This window comes from Pseudomonas lini, assembly GCF_964063345.1.
Taxonomy (GTDB): Bacteria; Pseudomonadota; Gammaproteobacteria; order Pseudomonadales; family Pseudomonadaceae; genus Aquipseudomonas; species Aquipseudomonas lini_B.
The window spans coordinates 5,188,932-5,212,332 of the sequence record NZ_OZ061318.1 but is presented as its reverse complement, the minus strand read 5'-3'; the positions used below and the strand labels follow the sequence as shown (position 1 = coordinate 5,212,332).

Below are 23,401 nucleotides of genomic sequence, written 5' to 3'. Positions count from 1 at the left end.
ACAAGCGTGACGCAGAGCGTCACAGGAGGCGTTCCCACGCGGAGCGTGGGAACGATCTTTCAAAACAGTTAGATCCCGGCCAGGGCCAGGTCCATCGCGAAGTAGGTGAAGATCAAATCCGCCCCGGCTCGCTTGATCGCCCCCAGGCTCTCACGCACCACTCGGTCTTCATCGATTGCCCCAGCCTGGGCGGCGAATTTGATCATCGCGTACTCGCCACTCACCTGATACGCCGACAGCGGCAAACGCGAGGCTTCGCGGATGTCGCGGATGATGTCCAGGTACGCGCCGGCCGGTTTGACCATCAGCGCGTCGGCGCCTTCTTGCTCGTCCATCAGCGATTCCCGCACGGCTTCGCGGCGGTTCATCGGGTTCATCTGATAGCTTTTTCGGTCACCTTTCAGCGCACTGCCACCGGCCTCGCGGAACGGGCCATAAAGCGCCGAAGCGAATTTGGTCGAATAGGCCATGATCGCGGTCTGGTTGAAACCCGCTTCATCGAGCGCCCGGCGAATGGCCTGGACCTGCCCGTCCATGGCCGCCGACGGTGCGATCACATCAGCGCCAGCGCGGGCGGCCGCTACGGCTTGTTTGCCGAGGTTGATCAGGGTCTGGTCGTTGTCGACTTCGTGGTGGTGCAGCACACCGCAATGGCCGTGGTCGGTGTACTCGCAGAAACAGGTGTCGGACATCACGATCATTTCCGGCACAGCGTCTTTGGCGATGCGCGACATGCGCGACACCAGGCCGTTGTCGCTCCAGGTGTCGCTGCCGCTGCTGTCCAGATGATGGGACACGCCAAACGTCATTACCGACTTGATCCCGGCCCGAGCGTAACGCTCGATCTCGCCGGCCAGCTTCGACTCGGGAATGCGCATCACCCCGGGCATGCTCTTGATCGGCACGAAATCGTCGATTTCTTCCTCGACGAAAATCGGCAGCACCAAGTCGTTCAAGCTGAACTCGGTTTCCTGGAACAGGCTGCGCAGGCTCGCATTGCGGCGCAGACGGCGTGGACGTGCTTCGGGGAACTGACTTGGCATGGGTCTTCCTGAAAAACGGCGAATGAGACAAAAGTCGTAGGGGGCGAAGCTTATGCCCTGCAAGGCGCGGGGCACAAACCTCGATCGCTCAAGACTGCATTACCGCGGCGGCAACAATCACCAGCATCTGACACAAAACCCTGTGGGAGTGGGCTTGCTCACGAAGGCGGCCGATCGTTCAACATTGATGTCGACTGACCCACCGCTTTCGCGAGCAAGCCCGCTCCCACAGGTTACAAAGTCAGCGTGCCGCTGATGCAGGTCACCACCGCACCGCCAATCCAGATCTCATCCCCCACCTGTTCGACCTGAATCCGCCCGCCGCGGCCCATGGTCAGGCCCTGACTGACGACATAAGACGCCGCAGCAAGTCCTTCACTGAGCAACCATTGGGCAATCCCGGCGTTCAGGCTGCCGGTGGCCGGGTCTTCTGGCATGCCGTCGCCGGAGATGAACGCACGCACTTCGAACTGCGCATCGACGCCATCGCGCTCGACGCACCACGGCGCGATGACACCGACGGCGAGGCCAAGCATCTGTGAATGATCCGGCTGCAAGTCCAATACCTGCTGACGATCCTCGAGCATCACCGCCAGCCATCCGGCACCGTTGTCGACCCATTGCGCCCGCACAATCGCACCCGGCGCCAATCCGAGGCCCCGCCGTACGCGCTCGACCAGTTCGGCGTCCACCGGACCGGACCTGAGCAGCGGTGGCGCGAGAAACGCCAGGTCAGCGCCCTGCCGACGTACCCGCACCAAACCGACACCGCATTCCTGAATGATCTCCTCGCCCTTGGGTACCCCGCCGGCCTCGAGCCAGGCATGACAGGTGCCGAGTGTCGGATGACCGGCGAACGGCAACTCCTTAAGAGTGGTGAAGATGCGTACCCGATAGTCGGCCCGGGGGTCTCGGGGTTCGAGCACGAAAGTAGTTTCGCTGAGGTTGGTCCAGCACGCGAACGCCGCCATGCGCTCATCACTGAGCCTGTCTGCGCCGAGCACCACCGCCAACGGGTTGCCCTTGAGCGCGACGCGGCTGAAGACATCTACTTGCTTGAAATCGAATGAGCTCATTGCCTGCCTTGGTGATGAGGGATTCAAAGGGGTTGCTTGGGAATTTCCAGCCCGCGAATCACCGCCGGCCTTGCCAGGAAACGCTCCAGCACGCGGGTGACGTTGGGGAAGTTCTGGATACCGACCAGATCACCGGCCTCATAGAAGCCGATCAGGTTGCGTACCCACGGAAAGGTCGCGATGTCGGCGATAGTGTAGCGCTCGCCCATGATCCAGTCGCGTCCTTGCAGACGGCCATCAAGGACCTGGAGCAAGCGCTTGCTTTCGTCGACGTAGCGATCACGGGGACGCTTGTCTTCGTAGTCCTTGCCGGCGAATTTGTTGAAAAAACCGAGTTGGCCGAACATCGGCCCGATACCGCCCATCTGAAACATCAGCCACTGAATGGTCTCGTAACGCGCCGCCGATTCCTTCGCCAGCAGTTGCCCGCTCTTGTCCGCGAGGTAAATCAGAATCGCCCCGGACTCGAACAATGCCAGCGGTTGGTCCCCCGGACCGTGGGGGTCGAGGATCGCCGGGATCTTGTTATTGGGGTTCAGCGACAGAAACTCGGGAGACAGCTGATCGTTGGTCTCGAAGCCCACACGATGCGGCTCGTAGGGCAGCCCGATCTCCTCGAGCATGATGGAAACCTTGACGCCATTGGGCGTTGGCAAGGAATAGAGCTGGATCCACTCCGGGTACTGGGCCGGCCATTTTTGAGTGATGGGGAATGCAGACAAATCGGTCATAAGGGGCATCCACGAGAAAATCGGACTGAAGATCATAATGTAGGAGGCTGCCGAAGGCTGCGATCTTTTGGCGCCCTCAGGGGGGGGCCGAAGAGAAAGATCAACAAATCGCAGCCTTCGGCAGCGCCTACAAAGGGTAAGGTGTATGCCGTGTCCATAAATCCGCAACATCCTGTCGATAAGCTTTCCCCCAATCCGTTCAAGGTTGCCGCTAAAGTGCCGGTCACCTCACTCAGATCGAACCAAAAGGCTTCAAAGGACTCTGAGCATTGCCCCGTAGGAAACGGACCGGGTCAACCACATGGAAAACACCCGGATGCTGGGAGCTGGCGGTATGAAGGTTTGTCAGCCCTGACCGAATACGCTGAAGATGACCTATTCGATGAGGAATCCATTGAAATTCACTCAACGCTTCAAACATCGCGCCTATATCTTCCTGCCTGCCCTGCTGGCGGTCAGCGCGTTGTTTTTGTCGCTGGAATCCAGTGAAAGCCGCGCCCAACCGGCGGATGGCACCCAGACGCTGGTATTTCTGCGTCACGCGGAGAAACCCGCCGGCGGCCTGGGTCAGCTCAATTGTCAGGGGCTGAATCGCGCCATAGACCTGGCCACCTTGTTGCCGGAAAAATTCGGCAAGGCCAACTACGTGTTCGCCGCCAACCCGACGCGCAATGTCGAGGAAGGCGAATTTGATAATTCCTACAGTTACATCCGCCCCCTGATGACCATCAGCCCCAGCGCAATCAAGCTCGGCTTGCCGGTGAACATCAACTTCTCGGCCAACGACACCAGCGACCTGGCGGATGAACTGCTGCACGACAAGTATCACAACTCGGTCATTTATACGGCCTGGTCCCATGGCTACCTGCCCGAACTGATCAATAAAGTCGCAGAGGAAGCCGTCGGCAAGAAACAGAACATCGCCGATGACTGGGCATCCAGCGACTACGATTCGCTGTACGTACTCACGCTGACCTGGCACAACGGCAAGGCCAGCCTGCAGAGCCACAGTTACAAGCAAGGGCTGGATAACGGTCAGGAGAGCTGTCCGACGTAAGCAGTGATCGTGGTGGCGCTTCGAGTTTTATAGTGCCTGTCACGGCCCCATCGCGGGCAAGCCCGCTCCCACAAGGGGCAGCGTCGATCACACATCTGTGTTTCACCACAGATCACTGTGGGAGCGGGCTTGCCCGCGATGGGGCCGGCAAAAACAACATCAAAGCAGCTGTTTGCCACGCTCCCGCAGATACTCAATGACAGCCCCCCGCTCCCCGACAAACTCGATCCGCGTCCCCTTCTTCTCCCGCTGAAACGCATACATCGGGTCGTAATACTCGCGCAACAACCCCTCGATCCAGCCCCGGTGCAAATCCACCGCACCGCTGTTCGCCTGCTCCATCAGCGCGTCTTCCATCAAGGTCAACATCCGCCGATGGCGTTCGCCACCCAGACGTTTCTGGACATTATTCAGGCTCGCCAGCATCCGCTCGGAAAACAGCGCAAAGCCTTCATCGCCATGCACCTCGATGAACTCGGCACACAAGTCCACCACGTAATCGCGAAGGATCCGTTCGACCCGCCCTTCCAGGCTGTCTTCCAGCCAGACCAACGGAAACTGCTGCATGCCCTGATACAGCGGCAGCGGCAAGGCACAACTGCCAATCGCGCGGCTCTCGTCTTCCAGCACGAACTGTTCGATACCCCCAGCACGTTTCTTCAGCACGTCCACGGCCAGGCGGTTTTCAAAGTCGATGTTGGAGGGTTGGCCGGTGGCGCGCTTGCCGAAGCTGGAGCCGCGATGATGGGCGTGGCCTTCAAGGTCCAGCCCGTTGCTCAATTGCGTGAGCACCTCGGTCTTGCCGGTGCCGGTCATACCACCGAGCAAAACGAAATCGCACTGGGCAATGGCCTGATCGAGCGTGTCGAGCAAAAAGGTGCGCATGGCCTTGTAGCCGCCACCGACCCGCGGATAGTCGATACCCGCTTCGTCCTTGAGCCATTGCTGAACGATTTGCGAACGCAAGCCGCCACGAAAACAATACAAATAACCATCCGGATGAGCCCGGGCAAAATCGGCCCAGGCCTGGATGCGCTCGGCCTTGATCTCGCCAGACACCAATTGATGTCCCAGCGTGATGGCCGCTTGCTGACCTTGCTGCTTGTAGCAAGTGCCGATCCGTTGCCGCTCAAGGTCATTCATCAGCGGCAGATTGACCACGCCGGGGAATGAGCCCTTGAGGAATTCGACTGGCGCGCGGGTATCCATCATCGGCCGGTCGTTGAGAAAGATGTCGCGGTAATCGGTGAAGTCGATGGACATCAAAACACCTCTACCGCGTTAGTCTGTCGCTCAACCAGTTCGCCGATCGGCTCAAGGGTCAGACCGAGTTCGGCGGCTATTTTGAGGAATTGTTCGTTACCTTCAGGGGTGACTGCAATCAGCAGGCCGCCGCTGGTCTGCGGGTCGCAGAGCACGCGTTTGTGCAACTCCTGGAGCCGGCCAACCTTGTTGGCGTAACTGTCAAAATTGCGCAGCGTGCCGCCCGGCACGCAGCCCTGATCGAGGTAATACTCGACACCCGGCAGGCGCGGCACCCGGTCATATTCGATGCGGGCCGTCACGTTGCTGCCGTCGGCCATTTCCACCAAGTGCCCGAGCAGGCCAAAACCGGTGACGTCGGTCATTGCGGTCACGCCGTCGAGTTTGCCGAAACGGCTGCCGGGTTTGTTCAGGGTGCACATCCAGTCGCGGGCCAGGCCGATGTCGGCATGGCGCAACTTGCCCTTCTTCTCGGCCGTGGTAAGGATGCCGATGCCCAAAGGTTTGGTGAGGTACAGCAAGCAACCGGCGGTGGCGGTGTCGTTGCGCTTCATGTGGCGCTTTTCCACCAGCCCGGTCACGGCCAGGCCGAAGATCGGCTCTGGCGCGTCGATGGAATGGCCGCCGGCCAGTGGAATCCCCGCCTCATCGCAGACCGAACGCCCGCCGCGAATCACTTCCCGGGCTATCTCCGGCGCCAGCACATTGACCGGCCAGCCGAGGATCGCAATCGCCATCAACGGATCGCCGCCCATGGCGTAGATATCGCTGATGGCGTTGGTGGCGGCAATGCGACCGAAGTCGAACGGATCGTCGACGATCGGCATGAAAAAGTCGGTGGTCGATACTACGCCACGCTCTTCGTCGATGGCATACACCGCCGCGTCATCGCGCGAGGCGTTGCCGACCCAGAGTTTCGGGTCCAGGTTCTGCGCGCCGCTGCCGGCCAGAATCACCTCCAGCACCTGGGGCGAAATCTTGCAGCCACAGCCTGCGCCGTGGCTGTACTGGGTCAGACGAATCGGCTCGCTCATCGGGGGTGCACCTTGTGAAGTCAGTGCCGAGGATTCTACAGCAACCCCATTCCTACAGGGTCTTCACAACCCGCAGGAATAAGCGATCCATTGTGGCGAGGGAGCTTGCTCCCGCTCGGGTGCGAAGCATCCGCAAAATTGGCGGCGTGCAAGGTTTTAGGGCTGCTGCGCAGCCCAGCGGGAGCAAGCTCCCTCGCCACAAAAGCTCCTTTTCCACCTTTGTCACGAAATCTCTATTGCCACAGATCGGGTTACTCAGCTGATCGTCGATACCACTTTGGTGCATATCTCATCCAGATCCCTTCGCCCCCGAATTCCACTCCTTTTCCCCCTCACCTCGAATTCCTTGACCGAAAGGACAGTTAAACCGTCAATTCCTTAGATTTTTCCGCGTCTTGAATAAACTGGTATGCCTTGTGCAAACGTTTGCGAGTCGCCGATACCGGCCTGTTCGCCACCTAACCGCGCAAACCCGCATCACCGGGCTTTCGATCCGCACGAAAAGGGACTTTTAATGCACTGCACCTCCAGCCGCGTGACTTGCTCACGCACCTTTGCTGTTTCCTTGCTGCTGGCCAGCGTTACAGGACTACTCAGCAGCCACGTTTTGGCCCAACCGGCCACCGCCGAAGAATCCGCCCAGGGCGAAGCCCTCAGCCCTGAAGCCAGCCCGTCGAAAAAAGGCGCCTACTTGTCGGACTGGTTCAACCAGGACCTGACCGTCATTGGCAGCAAAGACATCAGCTTCGGCCCGCAACCGGCCGACGATATCTACCTGGAATATGAATACTTCGGCCGCAAAGGGCCGTTCGAGTTGTACGGCTACATCGACATTCCGAAGATCTTCGACATCGGCAACAGCCATGACAAAGGCGTCTGGGACCACGGTTCGCCGGTGTTCATGGAGCACGAACCGCGGATTTCCATCGACTACCTGGCCGGCCGCAGCCTGGCCGTCGGACCGTTCAAGGAATGGTACGTGGCGTTCGACTGGATCTACGACCACGGCAGCAACAGCGCCAACCGCGCCAACACGCTGTACAGCGGCCTCGGCACCGACATCGACACCCATTCGCGGGTCAACCTGTCGGCCAACTTCTACGGCCGCTACCAGTGGGAAAACTACGGTGCCAGCAACGAGTATTCGTGGGACGGCTACCGCGCCCAGCTCAAGTACATCGTGCCCATCAGCAGTTTCAACAACGGCGCTTCGTTGACCTACATCGGTTTCACCAACTTCGACTTCGGCTCCGACCTGCACAAGGACAACCCGGCCCGCACCGCCAATGCCACCGTGGCCACCAACGTGTTGCTCTACGCCTTCACCCACTTGCGTTTCACTCTGGTCGGCCGTTACTTCCACAACGGCGGCAACTGGGAGGATGGCAGCGAGCTGAATTTCGGCGACGGTGACTTCCGCGCCCGTTCCAACGGCTGGGGCTACTACGCCGGTGTCGGTTATCAGTTTTAAGGCTCATTTGAATCAGGAGGTTTTATGAATGCAATAACCCGTCTTTCCCTGTGCGTGGGCCTGGCCTGCGGCACTCTGCTCTCTTCTGCTGCCTGGGCTGGCGACGCGCCGATCCAGCCGAAAGTGATGCTGATTACCATGTTCGCCCCCGAGGCGCAGAACTGGATCGATCGCCTGGAACTCAAGCAAGAAGTGCGCGTACCGGGCCTGTCCGCCGAGTACCCGAATATTCGCTGCAACACCCAACAGGTGTGCCTGATGGTCACCGGCATGGGCCAGACCAATGCCGCAGCCTCGACCCTGGCCCTGGCGCTGTCACCGAAATTCGACCTGCGCAAAAGTTACTTCCTGATCGCCGGGATTGCCGGCATCAGCCCGCACCACGGCACCATCGGCACCACCGCGTGGGCGCACTATCTGGTGGAGTTCGGCACCCAGTGGGAACTGGATTCCCGCGACGCGCCGAAAGACTGGCCCACCGGCTACCTGGGCATCAACACCAAAGGCCCGAACGAAAAGCCGCCGCTGGACTACAAGACTGAAGTGTTTGAACTCAATCCGAAGTTGCAGGCCAAGGCATTCGCCGTGAGCCGCAAGGTCCAGCTGAGCGAGAGTAAGGAATCGGCGGCGTGGCGCTTGAAGTATCCGTCTGCGCCAGCCAATCAGCCACCGGTGGTGACCCAGTGCGACACGCTGGCGGGCAATACCTGGTTTTCCGGAACGCGGTTGAGTGAGCGGGCGGAAGCCTGGACCAAGTTGCTGACCAATAACGAAGGGATTTATTGCACGACTCAGCAGGAAGACAATTCCACCTATGAAGCGCTGCTGCGCGCCAGCCGCGAGGGGCTGGTGGACGTCCGGCGCCTGGCGGTGGTGCGCGCCGGTTCCGACTTCGACCGGCCGGCGCCGGGCCAGAGCGAGGTGGATAACCTGCTCAAATACGCCGATCAAGGCGGTTTTGTGCCGGCACTAGAGAACTTGTACCGCACGGGGAATCCGTTGGTGCAGGAGATTCTGCAGAATTGGTCGGCTTGGGAGATAGGTGTTCCCGAAGCCTGATCTGACAACACCTCCCCATGTGGGAGCGGGCTTGCTCGCTCCCACTTTAATCGGATTACGGCAACAACCCCTGGCATGTTCAAATCAGGCGGCGCAGCCATAGGCTAGGATAATTGGGGGTCAGGAAGGCTCCATGATCACGAGGCGTCCGGCTGTCGCCAGTCACTGTCACCGTCCGACAATTCGACTGAATTTTCCCCGCGCCTCGCGATCCCTCTATAACTACAGGGAGGAATACAGGCTTTATGAACAATGCAAAACTTTTCGTTATTGAATACACCCTTCATGGCCAGCCCAAGTCTTTCATTATCCGCCTGGACAAAATGGACAATGCAGAGGCTTGGCACTGGGCCAGTTGCGACGCCGGAGTCGGGCGGATCCCGCGCTTTGGCCGTGAACGGGTGCAAAAGACCAGCAAACCGCTGGCGGAAAAATTCGGCATCGAGAATGTGACCTGGCGACCGGCCAGTTGAGCGTCAAAAAGGAGGGGAAAGATTCAAACCGAAGTGGAGCCTGGAAGGCTCCACTTTTTTGCCTGAACAGTCAGTGTTGAGCACACTTGCAGCCTTTGGTGGTGCATGCTTCGCCGTGTTCGTGGTGCTTGGCGCAGCCTTCACAACAATAGTGCTTGCCGTGACGCGCGATTGGATGTTCGCCCAGTTTGCAGGAACATTTGGGGCAGTCGCAGATACTTTCACTGTCGATCATGAGTCTGACTCCATTGTTGTGGTCGTCAAGGTGCCGCCGGTGCGCGACACCTGAAGCAAATGACCGCCCATTCCGCAAACGGGTTCAAACAAACGGGACGGTGCTTGCTTACTAATGAGGGTAGTCGCGATGCGGCTACTCATGGATGAACACTGCCCTGCGGTGAGGGCGGAGACCCGAATGCAAGTCAAGGCGCAGAAACCTGTGGGAGCGTGGCTTGCCCGCGAAGGCGTCGTGTCATTCAACATTGATATCGACTGACACTACGCCTTCGCGGGCAAGCCACGCTCCCACAGGATTTTCGTCGCTCAAATTTCTTGATTTACTGGCATGGGGGCAAGCCCCTTGCCACACGAGCACTATCAATCAGATACGGAACTGCCCGACCAGTTGCCCCAGGCGTTGACCGAGGTCGGCCAGGCTGCGTGAGGTCTGGGCGCCGAGTTGGGTTTCGTCGGCGACGCTGTCTACCGCCACGGCAATTTGATGCACGCTGCGGTTGATTTCTTCGGCCACGGCGGTTTGCTCTTCGGCGGCGCTGGCAATCTGGGCGTTCATCGAGTTGATGGTGCCGATCAGCTGAGCCATGGCATCCAGAGATGCCCCCGCCTCGTTGGCCTGGGCCGACGTGCCGTCGCCAGCCTCGCTGGAGCGGCGCATGGCTTCGACTGCCGATTGGGTGCCGGCCTGCAAGCGGTCGATCATGCTCTGGATTTCCTGGGTGCTGATTTGCGTACGGCTGGCCAATGCACGCACTTCGTCGGCGACCACCGCAAAACCACGCCCGGCCTCACCGGCGCGGGCCGCCTCAATGGCGGCGTTGAGCGCCAGAAGGTTGGTCTGTTCGGCAATCGAACGGATCACCCCGAGTACGCTGACAATCGACGACACGTCTTTCTGCAAACTGTCGAGAGACACGCCGCTGCTGCGAATATCGTTCACCAGCGCATGAATCTTCACGATGCTGCCGGCCACCACGCGCTTGGCGGCCTGGCCTTCTTCATCGGTCTGCTGGGCAGCGACCGCTGCGTTTTGCGCACTTTTGGCCACTTCCTGGGCCGCCGCCGACATTTCGTTGATCGCCGTGGCCACCTGATCGGTTTCGTGACGCTGGCGCTCCATGGCCTGATCCGAGCGTTGTGCCTGATCAGATACCTGATTCACCAATCCGGTCAGTTGCGAGGTCATTTCAGTGATCTGCCGCACCAAACCGTGAATCTTGTCGACGAAACGGTTGAACGAACCGGCCAGTTCGCCAAGTTCATCCTGGCTGGTGATGGTCAGGCGCCGAGTCAGGTCGCCCTCGCCCGCCGCGATGTCATCGAGGTTGGCTTTCATCAGGTTCAGCGGACGCAGGATGGTGTTGGCCAGCAGCATCCCGGCGGCAGCGATCACCAACAGCACTACCACGGCAATCCCGACAATGCTCAGCACCACGCCTTGCATGCGTTCCTGGACCTTGGTCTCAACCACCGCCACTTGCGCTTCGATGCCGTCGAGGTTGACCGAGGTGCCGACCGCCATGTCCCACTTCGACAGGTATTCGGTGTAGCCGAGCTTGGGCACCAACACTTGCGTGTTACCGGGCAGCGGCGAACTGTATTGCAGGTAGTGAGTACCGTCCTTGGCAACTTTCACCAGCTCACGGTTGACGTAGACGCCGTTCGGGTCGCGGTTGTCCTTGAAGCTCTGGCCCACGCCTTCGGGGCTGTTGGCCTTGAACAGGCGCACGGTATTGGAGTCGTAGCCGAAGAAGTAGCCGTCCTTGCCGTAGGTGATGCTCGACAGCAACTTGATCACCTGCGCCCGCGCCGCGTCATCGCCGGGAGCTGCCGCGTCGTACAGCGGTTTGATCGTGGTCATGGCCACGGCAACATAACTTTGCAGGGTCGCCTTGGCATCGCTGAGCAGGCGCTGACGGGTTTCCTCGACTTCCTTGCGGGCCTGCTCTTGCAGAATGAACAGCGTGGTCAGGCTGATGACCAGCGCAAAGAGCAGCACCGGGAGGACGGCAAGGGACAGGACTTTAGCCTTCAGGCTCATGCGCATGACGTTCACTCTTTTGATTTTTTTGGCGTGGTTAAAGGCTATAACGGCAGGCCAATTCAAAAGTTGAACGCAGTCATGGTGGGAGCGTGGCTTGCCCGCGATTCAGGCGCCGCGGTTTATCAGGCATACCGCGTAATCGTTCATCGCGGGCAAGCCACGCTCCCACAGGGTTAGAGGTGTTACAACACCATCGCTGCCACCCAGCCGAACACCAGCAACGGCAGGTTGTAGTGCAGGAAGGTCGGGACCACGGTGTCCCAGATGTGGTGATGCTGGCCGTCGATGTTCAGGCCGGAGGTCGGGCCCAGGGTCGAATCCGACGCGGGTGACCCGGCATCGCCCAATGCCCCGGCAGTGCCGACGATGCATACGATGGCGATCGGGCTGAAGCCCAGTTGCACGCACAACGGCACGAAAATCGCCGCCAGAATCGGCACGGTGGAAAACGACGAGCCGATGCCCATGGTCACCAACAATCCGACCAGCAACATCAACAACGCGCCGATGCCTTTGCTGTGGTTGATCCACGAAGCCGAAGATTCCACCAGGGTCTGCACATGACCGGTAGCCTTCATCACTTCGGCAAACCCGGACGCGGCGATCATGATGAAGCCGATCATCGCCATCATCTTCATGCCTTCGGTGAACAAATCATCGGTGTCGCGCCATTTGACGATGCCCGACACCGAAAAGATCAGGAAGCCCACCAGCGCCCCGATAATCATCGAGTCCAGCAGCAACTGAACAATGAACGCGGCGGCAATGGCCAGACCGGCGATCATCAGGCTCATTGGGTTGTACTGCACCGCGACCTGTTCGACTTTCTCGATTTTCTCGAGGTCGTAAACGCGCTTCTTGCGGTAGCTGATGAGCGCTGCCGCCAAGCCAAACACCATGCCCAGCGCCGGAATACCCATGGCATGGGTGACGTTGATACCGCTGATGTCCACGCCACTGCGGGCGACGTTGGCCAACAGAATTTCATTGAGGAAGATGTTGCCGAAGCCCACGGGCAAGAACATATACGGCGTGATCAGACCGAACGTAATGACGCAGGCAATCAATCGACGATCCAGTTGCAGTTTGGTCAGCACATATAACAGTGGCGGCACCAGCAACGGGATAAAGGCGATATGGATCGGCAAGATGTTCTGGGAGGCGATTGCCACCACCCACAGCAGGCCGATCAGCAGCCATTTGACATTGCCGCCCCCGTTGGCGTGCTGACGATCGACCATGGCCAAGGCTTTGTCAGCCAGCGCATGGGCCAGGCCGGACTTGGCGATGGCCACCGCGAACGCGCCGAGCAAGGCGTAGGACAACGCAACCGTCGCGCCACCGCCGAGGCCGCTGTTGAAAGCTTTCAGCGTCGCGTCGATGCCCAGGCCACCGGTCAGGCCGCCCACCAGCGCGCCGACAATCAGCGCGATTACCACATGCACGCGGGACAGGCTGAGTATCAGCATGATGCCGACCGCGGCAATTACTGCATTCATTGTTGTTACCTCAAAAGCAGCGCGGTGAGGCAATCACCGCCAAACGGAATGAGTCCGGCCGGCAGTCTGCATAGGCCGCCAGCGGATTAAAGAAAAAAGGGTTTTATTAGAGGGCGCGCACTGTGCCGGAGCATTGCCGCCTTGTCAAAGCCAACACCAACGCCAACCCTCGTAGGCGCTGTCGAAGGCTGCAATCCTTTGATTTTCAACGACCTTGATGACACCAGAAGATCAAAAGATCGCAGCCTTCGGGTCAAGTCGGCTCTGCAAGCCAAGCGCGAGCAGGCTTGCTCCCACAGGATTAGTGGTTGTCCGCAAAATTTGCAGGCAACACAGATCCAGTGTGGGAGCGGGCTTGCCCGCGATGAGGTCATAACATCCAACATCTATGTTGGCTGTTACATCGCCTTCGCGGGCAAGCCCGCTCCCACAGGTTAATCGGCGTTCTTCAGATTGGGGTCAGCGTTTGGGCAGTTCGATCGTGACCTTCAACCCTTCCCACTCGCTTTCCTGCAACTTCAACACCCCGCCCCACGTGTCGACGATGTCGCGCACGATGCCCAACCCCAGCCCATGCCCATCCGTCTGTTCATCAAGCCGGGTACCGCGGCTGAACACCTGAGCGCGCTGGTCTTCGGGAATTCCCGGGCCATCGTCTTCCACGCTCAACTCAAACCTTTCTGCCGTTTCGACGATGCTCAACCGCACCTCGGCATCCGCCCATTTGCAGGCGTTGTCCAGCAGGTTGCCGAGCAACTCCAGCAGATCTTCGCGATCCCACGGCAGTTGCAAACCGGCCGGCGCGCGGTAGCTCAGTTCGAGGTGTTCGCCGTGGATCATGTTCAACGTGGCCAGCAACCCAGGCAGTTCGGCATCGCAATCAAACAGCGCCCCGGGCAGTGCATCGCCGGACAGTCGGGCGCGGTTGAGTTCTCGATTAAGCCGTTGCTGAACCTGTTCCAGCTGCGCCTGCATGACTTTGCGCAGCTGCGGGTGAGCATCGAGTTTTTCGCTGGAAGCCAGGCTCAACAACACCGCCAGTGGCGTTTTCAAGGCATGGCCAAGATTGCCCAACGCATTACGCGAGCGCTTGAGACTGTCTTCGGTATGGGCCAGCAAATGGTTGATCTGCGCCACCAGCGGTTCCAGCTCCAGTGGCACTTCTTCATCGAGTTGCGAACGCTGGCCCTGCTGCAACTGGGCGATTTGCTCGCGGGCCTTTTCCAGCGGGCGCAAGGCGCGGCGCACGGTGATCCGTTGCAACAGCAAAATCAACAACAACCCCGCCAGCCCTAACCCGAGGCCGACCTGTTGCATGCGCCGAAAGCTCTCACGCACCGGGGTATAGTCCTGGGCGACGCTAATGGAAATCGCCTGGCCCAACCGACGATAGTCCGAACGCAATACCAGCAGCTGCTGCCCTTCCGGCCCCAATTGCAGATTGCTATGCAGGCCGGGGTGTCCTAGCTGCGGCAGCTCCTGATCCCATAACGAGCGGGAACGCCAATGGCTGTCGGCGAAATCGATACGAAAATAATGTCCGGAGAATGGTCGCTGATAGGCCGGCGACAAGTGCCGCTCATCCAGTTGCAATCCCTGCGGCCCACGCACCAGCGCCACCAACAGGTTTTCGCTGTCGTTGCGCAGCCCGGCTTCGAGGTAGCGCTGCAAACCCATTTCGAACAGCCACAGGCTGGTTTGCGCCAGCACCAGGCCGACGATCACCATCACGCTGATCAGGCCCAGGCTCAAGCGGCGCTGGATCGACCTCACTGGGCTTGCCCGCCGAACAGGTAACCCTGACCGCGACGGGTTTCGATCACGCTGCGGCCGAGCTTGCGTCGCAGGTGATTGACGTGGACTTCCAGCACGTTGGAATCGCGCTCGGTTTCACCGTCGTAGAGGTGTTCGGCGAGGTGGCTTTTGGAAAGGATCTGTTCGGGGTGCAGCATGAAGTAGCGCAGCAGGCGAAACTCGGCGGCGGTGAGCTGGATGTCGGCGCCGTCGCGGGTCACGCATTGGCGACCTTCATCCAGATGCAAACCGGCGGCCTTGAGCGTCGGCTGATTGGCGTGACCATGGGAGCGGCGCAACAATGCCTGGACTCGCAGGTGCAGCTCTTCGGGGTGAAACGGTTTGGTCAGGTAATCGTCGGCGCCGGCCTTGAGGCCTTCGATCCGCTCGGCCCAGGAACCGCGCGCGGTGAGGATCAGCACTGGCGTGGCCAAGCCCCCGGCTCGCCATTGCGCCAGCACGTCGAGCCCTGGCAAACCCGGCAGGCCGAGGTCGAGGATGATCAGGTCATAGGGCTCGCTGCTGCCCTGGTACACCGCATCACGGCCGTCGGCCAGCCAGTCCACGGCGTAACCCTGCCGGTTGAGGCCAGCCATCAATTCGTCGGCCAGCGGCACGTGGTCTTCCACCAGAAGCAAACGCATCGATCAGTCTTCCTTGTCTTTCAGTAAATGGCCGGTGGTGGCGTCAAGGTCCAGCTCGCGCACCACGCCTTCAGCAGTCAGCAGCTCGACTTCATAAATGTAGACGTCGTGTTTTTCCTCAAGCTCGGCTTCCAGCAATTTGGCTCCGGGATAGTGGTCCAGCGCTTGCCGCAAGAGTTGCTCCAGAGGCAGGATCACCCCTTGTTGGCGCAGGCGCAGGGCCTCGTCCTGATCCAGGTCGCGGGCCATGACCACCGAGCAAAAAGCCAGGAGCGCCAGCGCCATTCGACTGCTGGCGCGTCGATTTAACGAAAACACCTTCATTACGTTTCCTGATGATCCTTGAGAACCTGCCCGCTGACAGCGTCCAATTCCAGGTCCCACTCAAGACCCTGCGGGTCGCGCAGTTCCACCTGGTAGATGTACTTGCCGTACTCTTCTTCAAGCTCGGTTTCGGTGATTTTGGCGCCGGGGTGTTTGGCCAATGCCGTGGCGTTGAGCTTCTCGAAGGACACAATGGTACCAGCGTCGCGCAGTCTCAGGGCTTCGTCGGGGCCGAGGTCGCGCGCGTGGGCGATGCTGGCGGTCATGGCGATGATGATGGGGGCGGTGAACAGGGCAGTCAGGATTTTCATGGGTGTCTCCGTATTTTTTTATGTGTTGCCTACGGGCGCTACCTTAGTGATTCGAACTTAACTGAAACTGAATTGCCATCATTGATGATTGCAACGCGACATCACTGACACACAAGTCCCTGTAGGAGCTGCCGAAGGCTGCGATCTTTTGATCTTTGGCTGCCTCATGAACGCCAAAAATCAAAATCAAAAGATCGCAGCCTTCGGCAGCTCCTGCATTGATCGAGGGCAGTTAACATTCAACAAAAATGTCGACTGTTACACCGCTTTCGCGAGCAAGCCCGCTCCCACATAATCCCCCGCCTGCCAGACATCGAGACCGGTATGACCGCGATCCACATCAAGTTCCCTTCCCTGACTATCAAGGCCGGCCCGCGTGCCCTGGCGCGCATCCGGGCAAATGGCTTGAGCGCCGCCGATGTGGGCACGCTGCCGGGCGCCGCTGGTGGCCCGAAAGCGTTGGGGATTCAGGGGCTGGATCTGGCGCTGTTCGGCGAATGGCTGCCGGCGGCGCCCCGGGAGCGTTCGCTGATCGGCGCGTCGGTGGGTTCCTGGCGGTTCGCCAGCGCCTGCCTTCCGGATGCCGCCGACGGCATCCGCCGCCTCGGTCATCTGTACACCGAGCAGAATTTCGCCAAGGGCGTGACCATGGCGCAGATCAGCCAGAGCTCCCGGCGCATGCTCGATGACTTGCTCGACGGCCGCGATGCATCGATTCTGGATAACGCCCACTACCGACTGAACATCATGCTGGTCAAAAGTCACGGCCTGCTGGCGGACGATCATCGTGGTCGGCTGGGGCTGGGGCTGTCGTCGGTGATCGCCGACAACCTGCGCGGACGAGCGCGGCTGTCGCGGCATTTCGAGCGGCTGATCATCCACGACCCGCGCTTGGCGCCACCGGTCAACGCATTGAATGACTTCCCGTCGCGCTTCGTTGCGCTGGATGCCGGCAACCTGCACCAGGCCTTGCTCGCCTCGGGCTCGATCCCGATGGTCATGCAAGGCGTGCGCGACCTGCCGGGTGCCGGCGCCGGGACGTTCCGCGATGGCGGTCTGCTGGACTATCACCTCGACCTGCCCTACAGCGGCAACGACATCGTGCTCTATCCGCACTTCACTGATCGAGTGATTCCCGGCTGGTTCGACAAGACCCTACCGTGGCGCCGCGCCTGCCCGGCGCGTTTGCAGGATGTTCTGTTGCTGGCGCCGTCGAAGGAATATCTGTCGCGCCTGCCCTACGGCAAACTGCCGGACCGTAACGATTTCAAGCGTTTCATGGGCGACGCCCCGAGCCGGCAGAAATACTGGCGCACGACGATGGATGAAAGCCGTCGTCTGGGCGATGAGTTCCTTGAACTGGCCGCCAACGGTCGCCTCGGCGAGCGCTTGCTGACCCTCTAGTGCCCTGTCTCGCCAATACTGTTCCTTTTTGACGGCGGCTGTTGTCGCCATGCTGCGTTGCCGCTCCTCGCCATAGCGGGCTATGACTCGTCGCGGCGCCTTGCCTGACGACAAAAGCCACCCGCCAAAAGAGGAACGTATTGGTGAGACAGGACACTGGTCAGTGTTTTCCCGCATCGCCAAACGCAAGCTGGTAAACTCGCCACCTGCCCGAATCGCTGCGGCGAACGCCATCTGAACAGAGCTGAACATGACTGTGGAAATCTTCAAAGAATTTACCTTCGAATCCGCCCACCGCCTGCCCCACGTGCCGGACGGCCACAAGTGCGGTCGTTTGCACGGTCACTCGTTCAAAGTGGCAATTCACCTGAGCGGCGACCTCGATCCGCACACCGGCTGGATCCGCGACTTCTCGGAAATCAAGGCGATCTTCAAGCCGCTCTACGAGCGTCTGGACCACAACTATCTGAACGACATTCCTGGCCTGGAAAACCCGACCAGCGAAGTGCTGGCCAAGTGGATCTGGAATGAATTGAAACCCCTGCTGCCGGAACTCAGCGCGATTCGCATTCATGAGACCTGCACCAGCGGTTGCATCTATCGCGGTGAGTAAACTGACCCCAAGCACAACATAAATCCCTGTGGGAGCTGGCTTGTCGGATCGCCGCACCGCTGCGATGGCATCAACCCGGTTCGACGTTAAACCGAGCCGCCTGCATCGCGGGCAAGCCCGACTCCCACACAAGCCCGACCACACAAGAACTGCGTTTCGTCAGTGAATATAAAAACAGCCTTCAATGGCTGTTTTTTTATGCCTATGCTTCTTGGCTCGCACATGCCAAGAGGACGCTCCCATGGCTGACTGGCCGCTGGCTCAGACCTATCGCTTCAACGGGCACTCCGTGCGCTACGCCGTGCGTGGCGACGGTCCGCCGCTGGTGTTCGTGCATGGCACGCCCTTCTCGTCTTATGTGTGGCACCGGATTGCGCCGCACTTCATCACCACGCACCGGGTGCACTACTTCGATCTGCTGGGTTACGGGCAATCCACTCAGCCGGACGGCGATGTGTCGCTGGGCGTACAAAACCAACTGTTGGCGCAATTGCTGGAGCACTGGGGCCTGGAACGGCCAGACGTGGTGGCCCACGATTTCGGCGGAGCCACCGCGTTGCGCGCGCATCTGCTCAATGGCAAGGATTACCGCAGCCTGACGCTGATCGACCCGGTGGCGCTGACACCCTGGGGTTCGCCGTTCGTACAGCATGTGCGTCAGCATGAAGCGGCGTTCAGTGGACTGCCCGACTACATTCAGCAGGCGATTGTGCCGACCTATATTCGTGGCGCGATCAAGCGCGAGATTCCCGATCATGAGCTGGCGCCCTACGTGCGGCCCTGGCTCGGAGATCCGGGGCAAGCGGCGTTCTACCGGCAGATCGCGCAGATGGATGAACGTTATACCCGCGAAGTCGAAGGGCTGTATCCGACGGTTCGCTGCCCGGTGCAGATCCTTTGGGGTGAAGACGATCAGTGGATTCCCATTGAGCGCGGCCAGGCGCTGCATCAGATGATTGCGGGGTCGCAATTTCACGCCATTACCAATGCCGGGCATCTGGTCCAGGAGGATGCGCCGGAGGCGATTGTGGCGGCGATATTGCGGTTTTTGCCCCTGCACAAATCCCCCTGAAAAAACCGAATCAAATGTGGGAGCGATGTGGCGAGGGGGCTTGTCGGAACGCCGCATCGCCCCGTTCGGCTGCGAAGCAGTCGTAAACCCTGCGGTTGAACTGTGAGATGCCGGGGCCGCTTCGCGACCCAACGGGGGCAAGCCCCCTCGCCACAAGCCCGCTCCCACATGAGTCTTGTGTTCCGTCAACTGCACCGCTTTCGAGCCCTCTTCGGGCCAAATCCGCCTGCTCGTCTATAAATAACAACACCTTCGCGCCATTGGCACGAGCACTGCAACACCCCCCGCGTCCTCCATCCAGCAAGGAACGCCATATGACGCAGAACGATTCGGGCAACGATTACCCCCTCAGCGAAGTGCCGATGCATGCCCGCAAGGGACTTGCCTCCACCGCCATGGTGCTACTGGGTTTTACCTTCTTCACCGCGACCATGTTTGCCGGTGGCAAGCTTGGCGTGGCGTTCAGTTTCGGCGAGATGATGGCGGTGATTATCGTCGGCAATCTGCTGCTGGGGATCTACGCCGCGGGACTGGGCTACATCGCCTTCAAGAGCGGCCTCAACTCGGTATTGATGGGACGTTTCTGCTTCGGTGAAGTCGGCAGCAAACTCAGCGACCTGATCCTCGGTTTCACCCAGATCGGCTGGTACGCCTGGGGCACGGCGACCGCGGCTGTGGTGCTGGGCAAGTATTTCGAACTGAGTGAGGGCACCGTTCTGGGGCTGATGGTGCTGTTCGGCCTGGGCTTCTGTGCCACGGCGTACATCGGCTATCGCGGGTTGGAGATTCTGTCGTATATCGCCGTGCCGGCCATGATGTTGCTGCTGATGCTGTCGATGTGGGTCGCCACGGTGAAGGTCGGCGGGCTCGAGGGCTTGCTCGCGGTGGTTCCGACAGGAACGCTGGATTGGTCGACCGCGATTACCTTGGTGTTCGGCACGTTCGTCAGCGGTGCGACGCAAGCAACCAACTGGACACGCTTCTCCCGTTCGGCGCGGGTAGCGGTGTTGGCGAGCCTGATCGGCTTCTTCGTTGGCAACGGTCTAATGGTGTTGATTGGTGCCTACGGCGCCATCGTCTATCAGCAACCGGACGTGGTCGAAGTGCTGCTGTTGCAAGGCTTCGCCATGGCCGCGATGGCGATGTTGCTGCTCAACATCTGGAGCACCCAGGACAACACCATCTACAACTTCGCCGTTGCCGGTTGCAACCTGCTGCGAACCGGCCGGCGCAAAACCGTGACCCTGGCCGGCGCGGTGATCGGCACGCTGCTGGCACTGCTGGGCATGTACGACATGCTAGTGCCTTACCTGATTCTGCTGGGCACGGTCATTCCGCCGATTGGCGGAGTGATCATGGCGGACTTTTTCTTCCGCTATCGGCGCCGCTACCCGCGCCTGGCCGACACACGGTTGCCCGCGTTCAACTGGCCGGGACTGAGCGCTTATGCCGTCGGCACAGTCGCGGCATTCAGTTCACCGTGGGTCGCGCCGCTGGTAGGGATTGCCGCCGCCGCGCTAACGTATGTGCTATTGACCGGGGTACTGGGTGCCCGTACCGCCGACGCACCACTCCAAGATCTCTAGAAGGATTCGCCCGATGCACATCATCAACGCCCGCCTGCGCAACCAAGAAGGCCTGCATGAGTTGCACCTGGAAAACGGCCTGATTCACAGCATCGCCCGGCAAACTGAAGCCCCATCCCTGGGGCCGGATGACCTGGACGCCGGCGGCAATCTGGTGGTGCCGCCCTTTGTCGAGCCGCACATTCACCTCGACGCCACCCTGACCGCCGGCGAACCGCGCTGGAACATGAGCGGCACACTGTTCGAAGGCATCGAGTGCTGGGGCGAGCGCAAGGCGACCATCACCCAGGAAGACACCAAGACCCGCGCCAAGAAGACCATCCAGACCCTCGCCGCCCATGGCATTCAGCATGTGCGCACCCACGTCGACGTCACTGACCCGGAACTGACCGCGCTCAAGGCAATGCTCGAAGTCCGCGAGGAAAGCCGTCATCTGATCGACCTGCAAATCGTCGCGTTCCCACAGGAAGGCATCGAGTCGTACCGCAACGGCCGAGAGCTGATGGAAGAAGCGATCCGCCTGGGAGCCGATGTGGTCGGGGGCATTCCGCATTTCGAGTACACCCGAGATCAGGGCGTCAGTTCGGTGAAGTTCCTCATGGACCTGGCCGAGCGCACCGGTTGTCTGGTGGACGTGCATTGCGACGAAACCGACGACCCGCACTCACGCTTCCTTGAAGTGCTGGCCGAAGAGGCCCGCAGCCGCGACATCGGTTCGCGCGTCACCGCCAGCCACACCACGGCCATGGGTTCATACGACAACGCCTACTGCGCCAAGCTCTTTCGGCTGCTCGGGCATTCGGGGATCAGCTTTGTCTCCTGCCCCACCGAAAGCATTCACTTGCAAGGACGCTTCGACAGCTTCCCTAAACGCCGTGGCGTGACCCGAGTGAATGAGTTGCTCGAAGCGGGGATGAACGTGTGTTTCGGTCAGGACTCGATCGTCGACCCGTGGTATCCGTTGGGCAACGGCAACATTTTGCGGGTACTCGAGGCTGGGTTGCACATCTGCCACATGCTCGGTTATCGCAATCTGCAAAGTGCGCTGGATCTGGTGACCGACAACAGCGCCAAGGCCATGAACCTGGGCGATCGTTATGGGCTGGAACAAGGGCGACCGGCGAATCTGTTGATTCTGTCGGCGGACAGTGATTATGAGGTGATTCGTAGTCAGGGTTTGCCGCTGTACTCGGTTCGCGGGGGCAAGGTGTTGATGAAGCGGCAGATGCCGGTGGTGGAATGGGTGGATCAGCTCTGAGTTTTCGCTGACTGGCGGGCCTCTTCGCAAGCCCGCTCCCACAGAGATCTGTGTTGAATGCAAAATTTGCAAACAATAGAAAACCTGTGGGAGCGGGCTTGATCTGGTCAAGTAATCCCGGACACCAGTTACGGTGTTTATGCCGCTTTTAGCTCCATAGCTATTGGCGACAGGTAGTTGTTGTAGCTGTGGAGCCTGGTGCGGTTGTAGTACATGAAGAAACGCACCATATCGGTTTGTGCTTCCTCGCTCGTGCTGTAGCCGTTGCGAGGGACCCATTCTGACTTCAGGGTGCCGAAAAAGCGTTCCGTTGGAGCATTGTCCCAACACTGCCCGCGATGACTCATGCTCTGCAAAATGCCATGGCGCATCAGCTCTTCTTGAAACTTGCGACTGGTGTACTGACAGCCCTGATCCGAATGGAACATCAACCCAGGTGGGCAGGTTCGAAGCTCTGTCGCCATGCGTAGCGCTTTACTCACCAAGTTGGCGTCATTGACCAGCGAAAATGCCCAACCAATGACCCGACGAGCAAACAAATCGATCACGATGGCCAGATGAACCCAGCGCTTGCCTACCATCAAGCTTGTAACGTCGCCACACCAGACTTGATTGACCGCGGTCGGCTTGAAATTGCGCTTGAGCAGGTTGGGCGCGACAAATGCTTCAACTCCTTTGGACCTGAATGGATGAGGCTGGCGTTGTTTGCTGACAATGTTGGCTTCCCTCATCAGGGCTTTAACAAGGCTTCTTCCGACCGCTATGTTTTGGGCCTGCAGATGCTTGCTGATCGTTCTGGACCCCATGGCTTCCCGGCTTTCGCTGTGCAGTTCGACCACCTTCCCCTTGAGCTCTTCGCGCTCGATCTTAGGCCGCGAGAGACGCTGTAGCCATTCGTAAAAGCTGCTGCGCTTCACATCGAAAACGCGACACAGGATGGCGGTCGGGAATGACTCTCTTAGCTCCGCGATCATCGAAAACGATCGGGATCCGACATCAAGAGAGCGGTAGCCTTTTTTAAGATTTCGGCTTCCATTTCCATGCGTTTGATCTTGGCTTTCAAATCCTGAATCTGGCGCTGATCCTCAGTAATGGCCTTGGTGCCTTGAACCGGTTGCCCCTTGTGTTCCTTGCGAACCTGATCCACCCAGCGCCGCAACGCGGTGGCGCTAATGTCCAGCGACGCGCAGACTTCCTGTACCGAACAACCGTCATCAATCACCATGCTGGCTGCACGATGTTTGAACTCGCGGGAAAAGACTCTTCTTTCTTTCATGGAACCTCCAAATTGGCGAAATCATATCGCCCTTAAGAGGTGTCCGGAATTATTAGGCCAGATCAGCCTCGCTCCCACAGGTTTTGTGTCGTACGCAATATTCACAAACGACACAAACCTGTGGGAGCGAGG

The 23,401-nt window shown here is 59.7% G+C and carries 23 protein-coding genes; 9 read left to right on the top strand and 14 right to left on the bottom strand.

Annotation, left to right across the window (positions count from 1 at the left end; genetic code table 11):
• Positions 1–68 precede the first annotated feature (68 nt).
• From hemB to AB3226_RS23650, 3 genes are all read right to left on the bottom strand, one after another.
• Positions 69–1,043: a porphobilinogen synthase gene (hemB, locus tag AB3226_RS23660; RefSeq protein WP_367374841.1), complete on the bottom strand. Its 975-nt coding sequence runs from the start codon at positions 1,041–1,043 to the stop codon at positions 69–71.
• Between the two features lie 233 nt (positions 1,044–1,276).
• On the bottom strand, positions 1,277–2,119 hold the full coding sequence (locus tag AB3226_RS23655) for a PhzF family phenazine biosynthesis protein (protein ID WP_367374840.1): 843 nt from the start codon (positions 2,117–2,119) through the stop codon (positions 1,277–1,279).
• 23 nt (positions 2,120–2,142) lie between these two features.
• The gene (locus tag AB3226_RS23650; RefSeq protein WP_367374839.1) at positions 2,143–2,850 is read right to left on the bottom strand and encodes a glutathione binding-like protein; all 708 of its coding nucleotides are present in this window, start codon (positions 2,848–2,850) and stop codon (positions 2,143–2,145) included.
• A gap of 382 nt (positions 2,851–3,232) precedes the next feature.
• Between AB3226_RS23650 and AB3226_RS23645 the strand changes: the two genes are divergently transcribed.
• Entirely contained in the window at positions 3,233–3,907 is a 675-nt protein-coding gene (locus AB3226_RS23645) for a histidine phosphatase family protein (RefSeq protein ID WP_367374838.1), read from the top strand.
• A gap of 159 nt (positions 3,908–4,066) precedes the next feature.
• Here the strand turns inward: AB3226_RS23645 and mnmH are convergent, their stop codons facing one another.
• The gene (gene mnmH / locus AB3226_RS23640; protein WP_367374837.1) at positions 4,067–5,170 is read right to left on the bottom strand and encodes a tRNA 2-selenouridine(34) synthase MnmH; all 1,104 of its coding nucleotides are present in this window, start codon (positions 5,168–5,170) and stop codon (positions 4,067–4,069) included.
• A complete protein-coding gene (gene selD / locus AB3226_RS23635) occupies positions 5,170–6,204 on the bottom strand; it encodes a selenide, water dikinase SelD (protein ID WP_367374836.1) in 1,035 nt (344 codons plus the stop codon). The genes mnmH and selD overlap by 1 nt, the downstream gene beginning before the upstream one ends.
• A gap of 514 nt (positions 6,205–6,718) precedes the next feature.
• Here selD and AB3226_RS23630 point away from each other — a divergent pair.
• The 3 genes from AB3226_RS23630 to AB3226_RS23620 all read left to right on the top strand — a co-directional run bounded on the left by AB3226_RS23630 (position 6,719) and on the right by AB3226_RS23620 (position 9,207).
• Complete coding sequence (locus AB3226_RS23630) at positions 6,719–7,675, top strand: nucleoside-specific channel-forming protein Tsx (protein ID WP_367374835.1); 957 nt, start codon at positions 6,719–6,721, stop codon at positions 7,673–7,675.
• Between the two features lie 24 nt (positions 7,676–7,699).
• Positions 7,700–8,734, top strand: a complete 1,035-nt coding sequence (locus AB3226_RS23625; protein ID WP_367374834.1) for a purine nucleoside permease — start codon at positions 7,700–7,702, stop codon at positions 8,732–8,734.
• Positions 8,735–8,979: 245 nt separating this feature from the next.
• Positions 8,980–9,207, top strand: coding sequence for a DUF6555 family protein (locus AB3226_RS23620; RefSeq protein ID WP_008071169.1), 228 nt, complete (start codon positions 8,980–8,982; stop codon positions 9,205–9,207).
• 70 nt (positions 9,208–9,277) lie between these two features.
• Here AB3226_RS23620 and AB3226_RS23615 read toward each other — a convergent pair whose 3' ends face one another.
• The 7 genes from AB3226_RS23615 to AB3226_RS23585 all read right to left on the bottom strand — a co-directional run bounded on the left by AB3226_RS23615 (position 9,278) and on the right by AB3226_RS23585 (position 16,060).
• On the bottom strand, positions 9,278–9,442 hold the full coding sequence (locus AB3226_RS23615) for a metallothionein (protein ID WP_367374833.1): 165 nt from the start codon (positions 9,440–9,442) through the stop codon (positions 9,278–9,280).
• A 366-nt stretch (positions 9,443–9,808) separates the two neighbouring features.
• Positions 9,809–11,491 (bottom strand): methyl-accepting chemotaxis protein, encoded by a 1,683-nt coding sequence (locus AB3226_RS23610; RefSeq protein WP_367374832.1) that lies wholly within the window; start codon positions 11,489–11,491, stop codon positions 9,809–9,811.
• 179 nt (positions 11,492–11,670) lie between these two features.
• Complete coding sequence (locus tag AB3226_RS23605) at positions 11,671–12,987, bottom strand: Na+/H+ antiporter family protein (RefSeq protein WP_367374831.1); 1,317 nt, start codon at positions 12,985–12,987, stop codon at positions 11,671–11,673.
• A gap of 459 nt (positions 12,988–13,446) precedes the next feature.
• Entirely contained in the window at positions 13,447–14,760 is a 1,314-nt protein-coding gene (locus AB3226_RS23600) for a sensor histidine kinase (protein WP_367374830.1), read from the bottom strand.
• The gene (locus AB3226_RS23595; RefSeq protein WP_007907723.1) at positions 14,757–15,425 is read right to left on the bottom strand and encodes a response regulator transcription factor; all 669 of its coding nucleotides are present in this window, start codon (positions 15,423–15,425) and stop codon (positions 14,757–14,759) included. The genes AB3226_RS23600 and AB3226_RS23595 overlap by 4 nt, the downstream gene beginning before the upstream one ends.
• 3 nt (positions 15,426–15,428) lie before the next feature.
• The gene (locus tag AB3226_RS23590) at positions 15,429–15,749 is read right to left on the bottom strand and encodes a PepSY domain-containing protein (RefSeq protein ID WP_367374829.1); all 321 of its coding nucleotides are present in this window, start codon (positions 15,747–15,749) and stop codon (positions 15,429–15,431) included.
• On the bottom strand, positions 15,749–16,060 hold the full coding sequence (locus AB3226_RS23585) for a PepSY domain-containing protein (RefSeq protein ID WP_367374828.1): 312 nt from the start codon (positions 16,058–16,060) through the stop codon (positions 15,749–15,751). Before AB3226_RS23585 ends, AB3226_RS23590 begins: the two co-directional genes overlap by 1 nt.
• A 324-nt stretch (positions 16,061–16,384) precedes the next feature.
• On the opposite strand from AB3226_RS23585, the gene AB3226_RS23580 reads away from it, so the two are divergent.
• The 5 genes from AB3226_RS23580 (at position 16,385) to codA (ending at position 21,993) form a co-directional block, all read left to right on the top strand.
• Positions 16,385–17,464, top strand: a complete 1,080-nt coding sequence (locus AB3226_RS23580; protein WP_367374827.1) for a patatin-like phospholipase family protein — start codon at positions 16,385–16,387, stop codon at positions 17,462–17,464.
• Between the two features lie 256 nt (positions 17,465–17,720).
• Entirely contained in the window at positions 17,721–18,077 is a 357-nt protein-coding gene (queD, locus tag AB3226_RS23575; protein ID WP_003173033.1) for a 6-carboxytetrahydropterin synthase QueD, read from the top strand.
• A 241-nt stretch (positions 18,078–18,318) separates the two neighbouring features.
• The gene (locus AB3226_RS23570) at positions 18,319–19,149 is read left to right on the top strand and encodes an alpha/beta fold hydrolase (protein ID WP_367374826.1); all 831 of its coding nucleotides are present in this window, start codon (positions 18,319–18,321) and stop codon (positions 19,147–19,149) included.
• 314 nt (positions 19,150–19,463) lie between these two features.
• On the top strand, positions 19,464–20,735 hold the full coding sequence (gene codB, locus AB3226_RS23565) for a cytosine permease (protein ID WP_367374825.1): 1,272 nt from the start codon (positions 19,464–19,466) through the stop codon (positions 20,733–20,735).
• Between the two features lie 13 nt (positions 20,736–20,748).
• Positions 20,749–21,993, top strand: coding sequence for a cytosine deaminase (gene codA / locus AB3226_RS23560; protein WP_367374824.1), 1,245 nt, complete (start codon positions 20,749–20,751; stop codon positions 21,991–21,993).
• A gap of 137 nt (positions 21,994–22,130) precedes the next feature.
• On the opposite strand, the gene AB3226_RS23555 is transcribed toward codA, so the two are convergent.
• The gene (locus AB3226_RS23555) at positions 22,131–22,967 is read right to left on the bottom strand and encodes an IS3 family transposase (RefSeq protein ID WP_367372336.1); all 837 of its coding nucleotides are present in this window, start codon (positions 22,965–22,967) and stop codon (positions 22,131–22,133) included.
• The gene (locus AB3226_RS23550; RefSeq protein WP_229801896.1) at positions 22,964–23,269 is read right to left on the bottom strand and encodes a transposase; all 306 of its coding nucleotides are present in this window, start codon (positions 23,267–23,269) and stop codon (positions 22,964–22,966) included. Before AB3226_RS23550 ends, AB3226_RS23555 begins: the two co-directional genes overlap by 4 nt.
• Between the last annotated feature and the right edge of the window lie 132 nt (positions 23,270–23,401).

Excerpts from the sequence above, each read along its gene's own strand:
- AB3226_RS23590 (WP_367374829.1), bottom strand. The coding sequence starts at position 15,749 with ATGAAGGTGTTTTCGTTAAATCGACGCGCCAGCAGTCGAATGGCGCTG.
- codB (WP_367374825.1), top strand. The coding sequence starts at position 19,464 with ATGACGCAGAACGATTCGGGCAACGATTACCCCCTCAGCGAAGTGCCG.
- AB3226_RS23595 (WP_007907723.1), bottom strand. The coding sequence starts at position 15,425 with ATGCGTTTGCTTCTGGTGGAAGACCACGTGCCGCTGGCCGACGAATTG.
- AB3226_RS23615 (WP_367374833.1), bottom strand. The coding sequence starts at position 9,442 with ATGATCGACAGTGAAAGTATCTGCGACTGCCCCAAATGTTCCTGCAAA.
- AB3226_RS23605 (WP_367374831.1), bottom strand. The coding sequence starts at position 12,987 with ATGAATGCAGTAATTGCCGCGGTCGGCATCATGCTGATACTCAGCCTG.
- codA (WP_367374824.1), top strand. The coding sequence starts at position 20,749 with ATGCACATCATCAACGCCCGCCTGCGCAACCAAGAAGGCCTGCATGAG.
- AB3226_RS23610 (WP_367374832.1), bottom strand. The coding sequence starts at position 11,491 with ATGCGCATGAGCCTGAAGGCTAAAGTCCTGTCCCTTGCCGTCCTCCCG.
- AB3226_RS23550 (WP_229801896.1), bottom strand. The coding sequence starts at position 23,269 with ATGAAAGAAAGAAGAGTCTTTTCCCGCGAGTTCAAACATCGTGCAGCC.
- hemB (WP_367374841.1), bottom strand. The coding sequence starts at position 1,043 with ATGCCAAGTCAGTTCCCCGAAGCACGTCCACGCCGTCTGCGCCGCAAT.
- AB3226_RS23625 (WP_367374834.1), top strand. The coding sequence starts at position 7,700 with ATGAATGCAATAACCCGTCTTTCCCTGTGCGTGGGCCTGGCCTGCGGC.
- selD (WP_367374836.1), bottom strand. The coding sequence starts at position 6,204 with ATGAGCGAGCCGATTCGTCTGACCCAGTACAGCCACGGCGCAGGCTGT.
- AB3226_RS23630 (WP_367374835.1), top strand. The coding sequence starts at position 6,719 with ATGCACTGCACCTCCAGCCGCGTGACTTGCTCACGCACCTTTGCTGTT.
- AB3226_RS23620 (WP_008071169.1), top strand. The coding sequence starts at position 8,980 with ATGAACAATGCAAAACTTTTCGTTATTGAATACACCCTTCATGGCCAG.
- AB3226_RS23570 (WP_367374826.1), top strand. The coding sequence starts at position 18,319 with ATGGCTGACTGGCCGCTGGCTCAGACCTATCGCTTCAACGGGCACTCC.
- AB3226_RS23650 (WP_367374839.1), bottom strand. The coding sequence starts at position 2,850 with ATGACCGATTTGTCTGCATTCCCCATCACTCAAAAATGGCCGGCCCAG.
- AB3226_RS23555 (WP_367372336.1), bottom strand. The coding sequence starts at position 22,967 with ATGATCGCGGAGCTAAGAGAGTCATTCCCGACCGCCATCCTGTGTCGC.
- AB3226_RS23645 (WP_367374838.1), top strand. The coding sequence starts at position 3,233 with ATGAGGAATCCATTGAAATTCACTCAACGCTTCAAACATCGCGCCTAT.
- AB3226_RS23585 (WP_367374828.1), bottom strand. The coding sequence starts at position 16,060 with ATGAAAATCCTGACTGCCCTGTTCACCGCCCCCATCATCATCGCCATG.
- AB3226_RS23655 (WP_367374840.1), bottom strand. The coding sequence starts at position 2,119 with ATGAGCTCATTCGATTTCAAGCAAGTAGATGTCTTCAGCCGCGTCGCG.
- AB3226_RS23580 (WP_367374827.1), top strand. The coding sequence starts at position 16,385 with ATGACCGCGATCCACATCAAGTTCCCTTCCCTGACTATCAAGGCCGGC.
- mnmH (WP_367374837.1), bottom strand. The coding sequence starts at position 5,170 with ATGTCCATCGACTTCACCGATTACCGCGACATCTTTCTCAACGACCGG.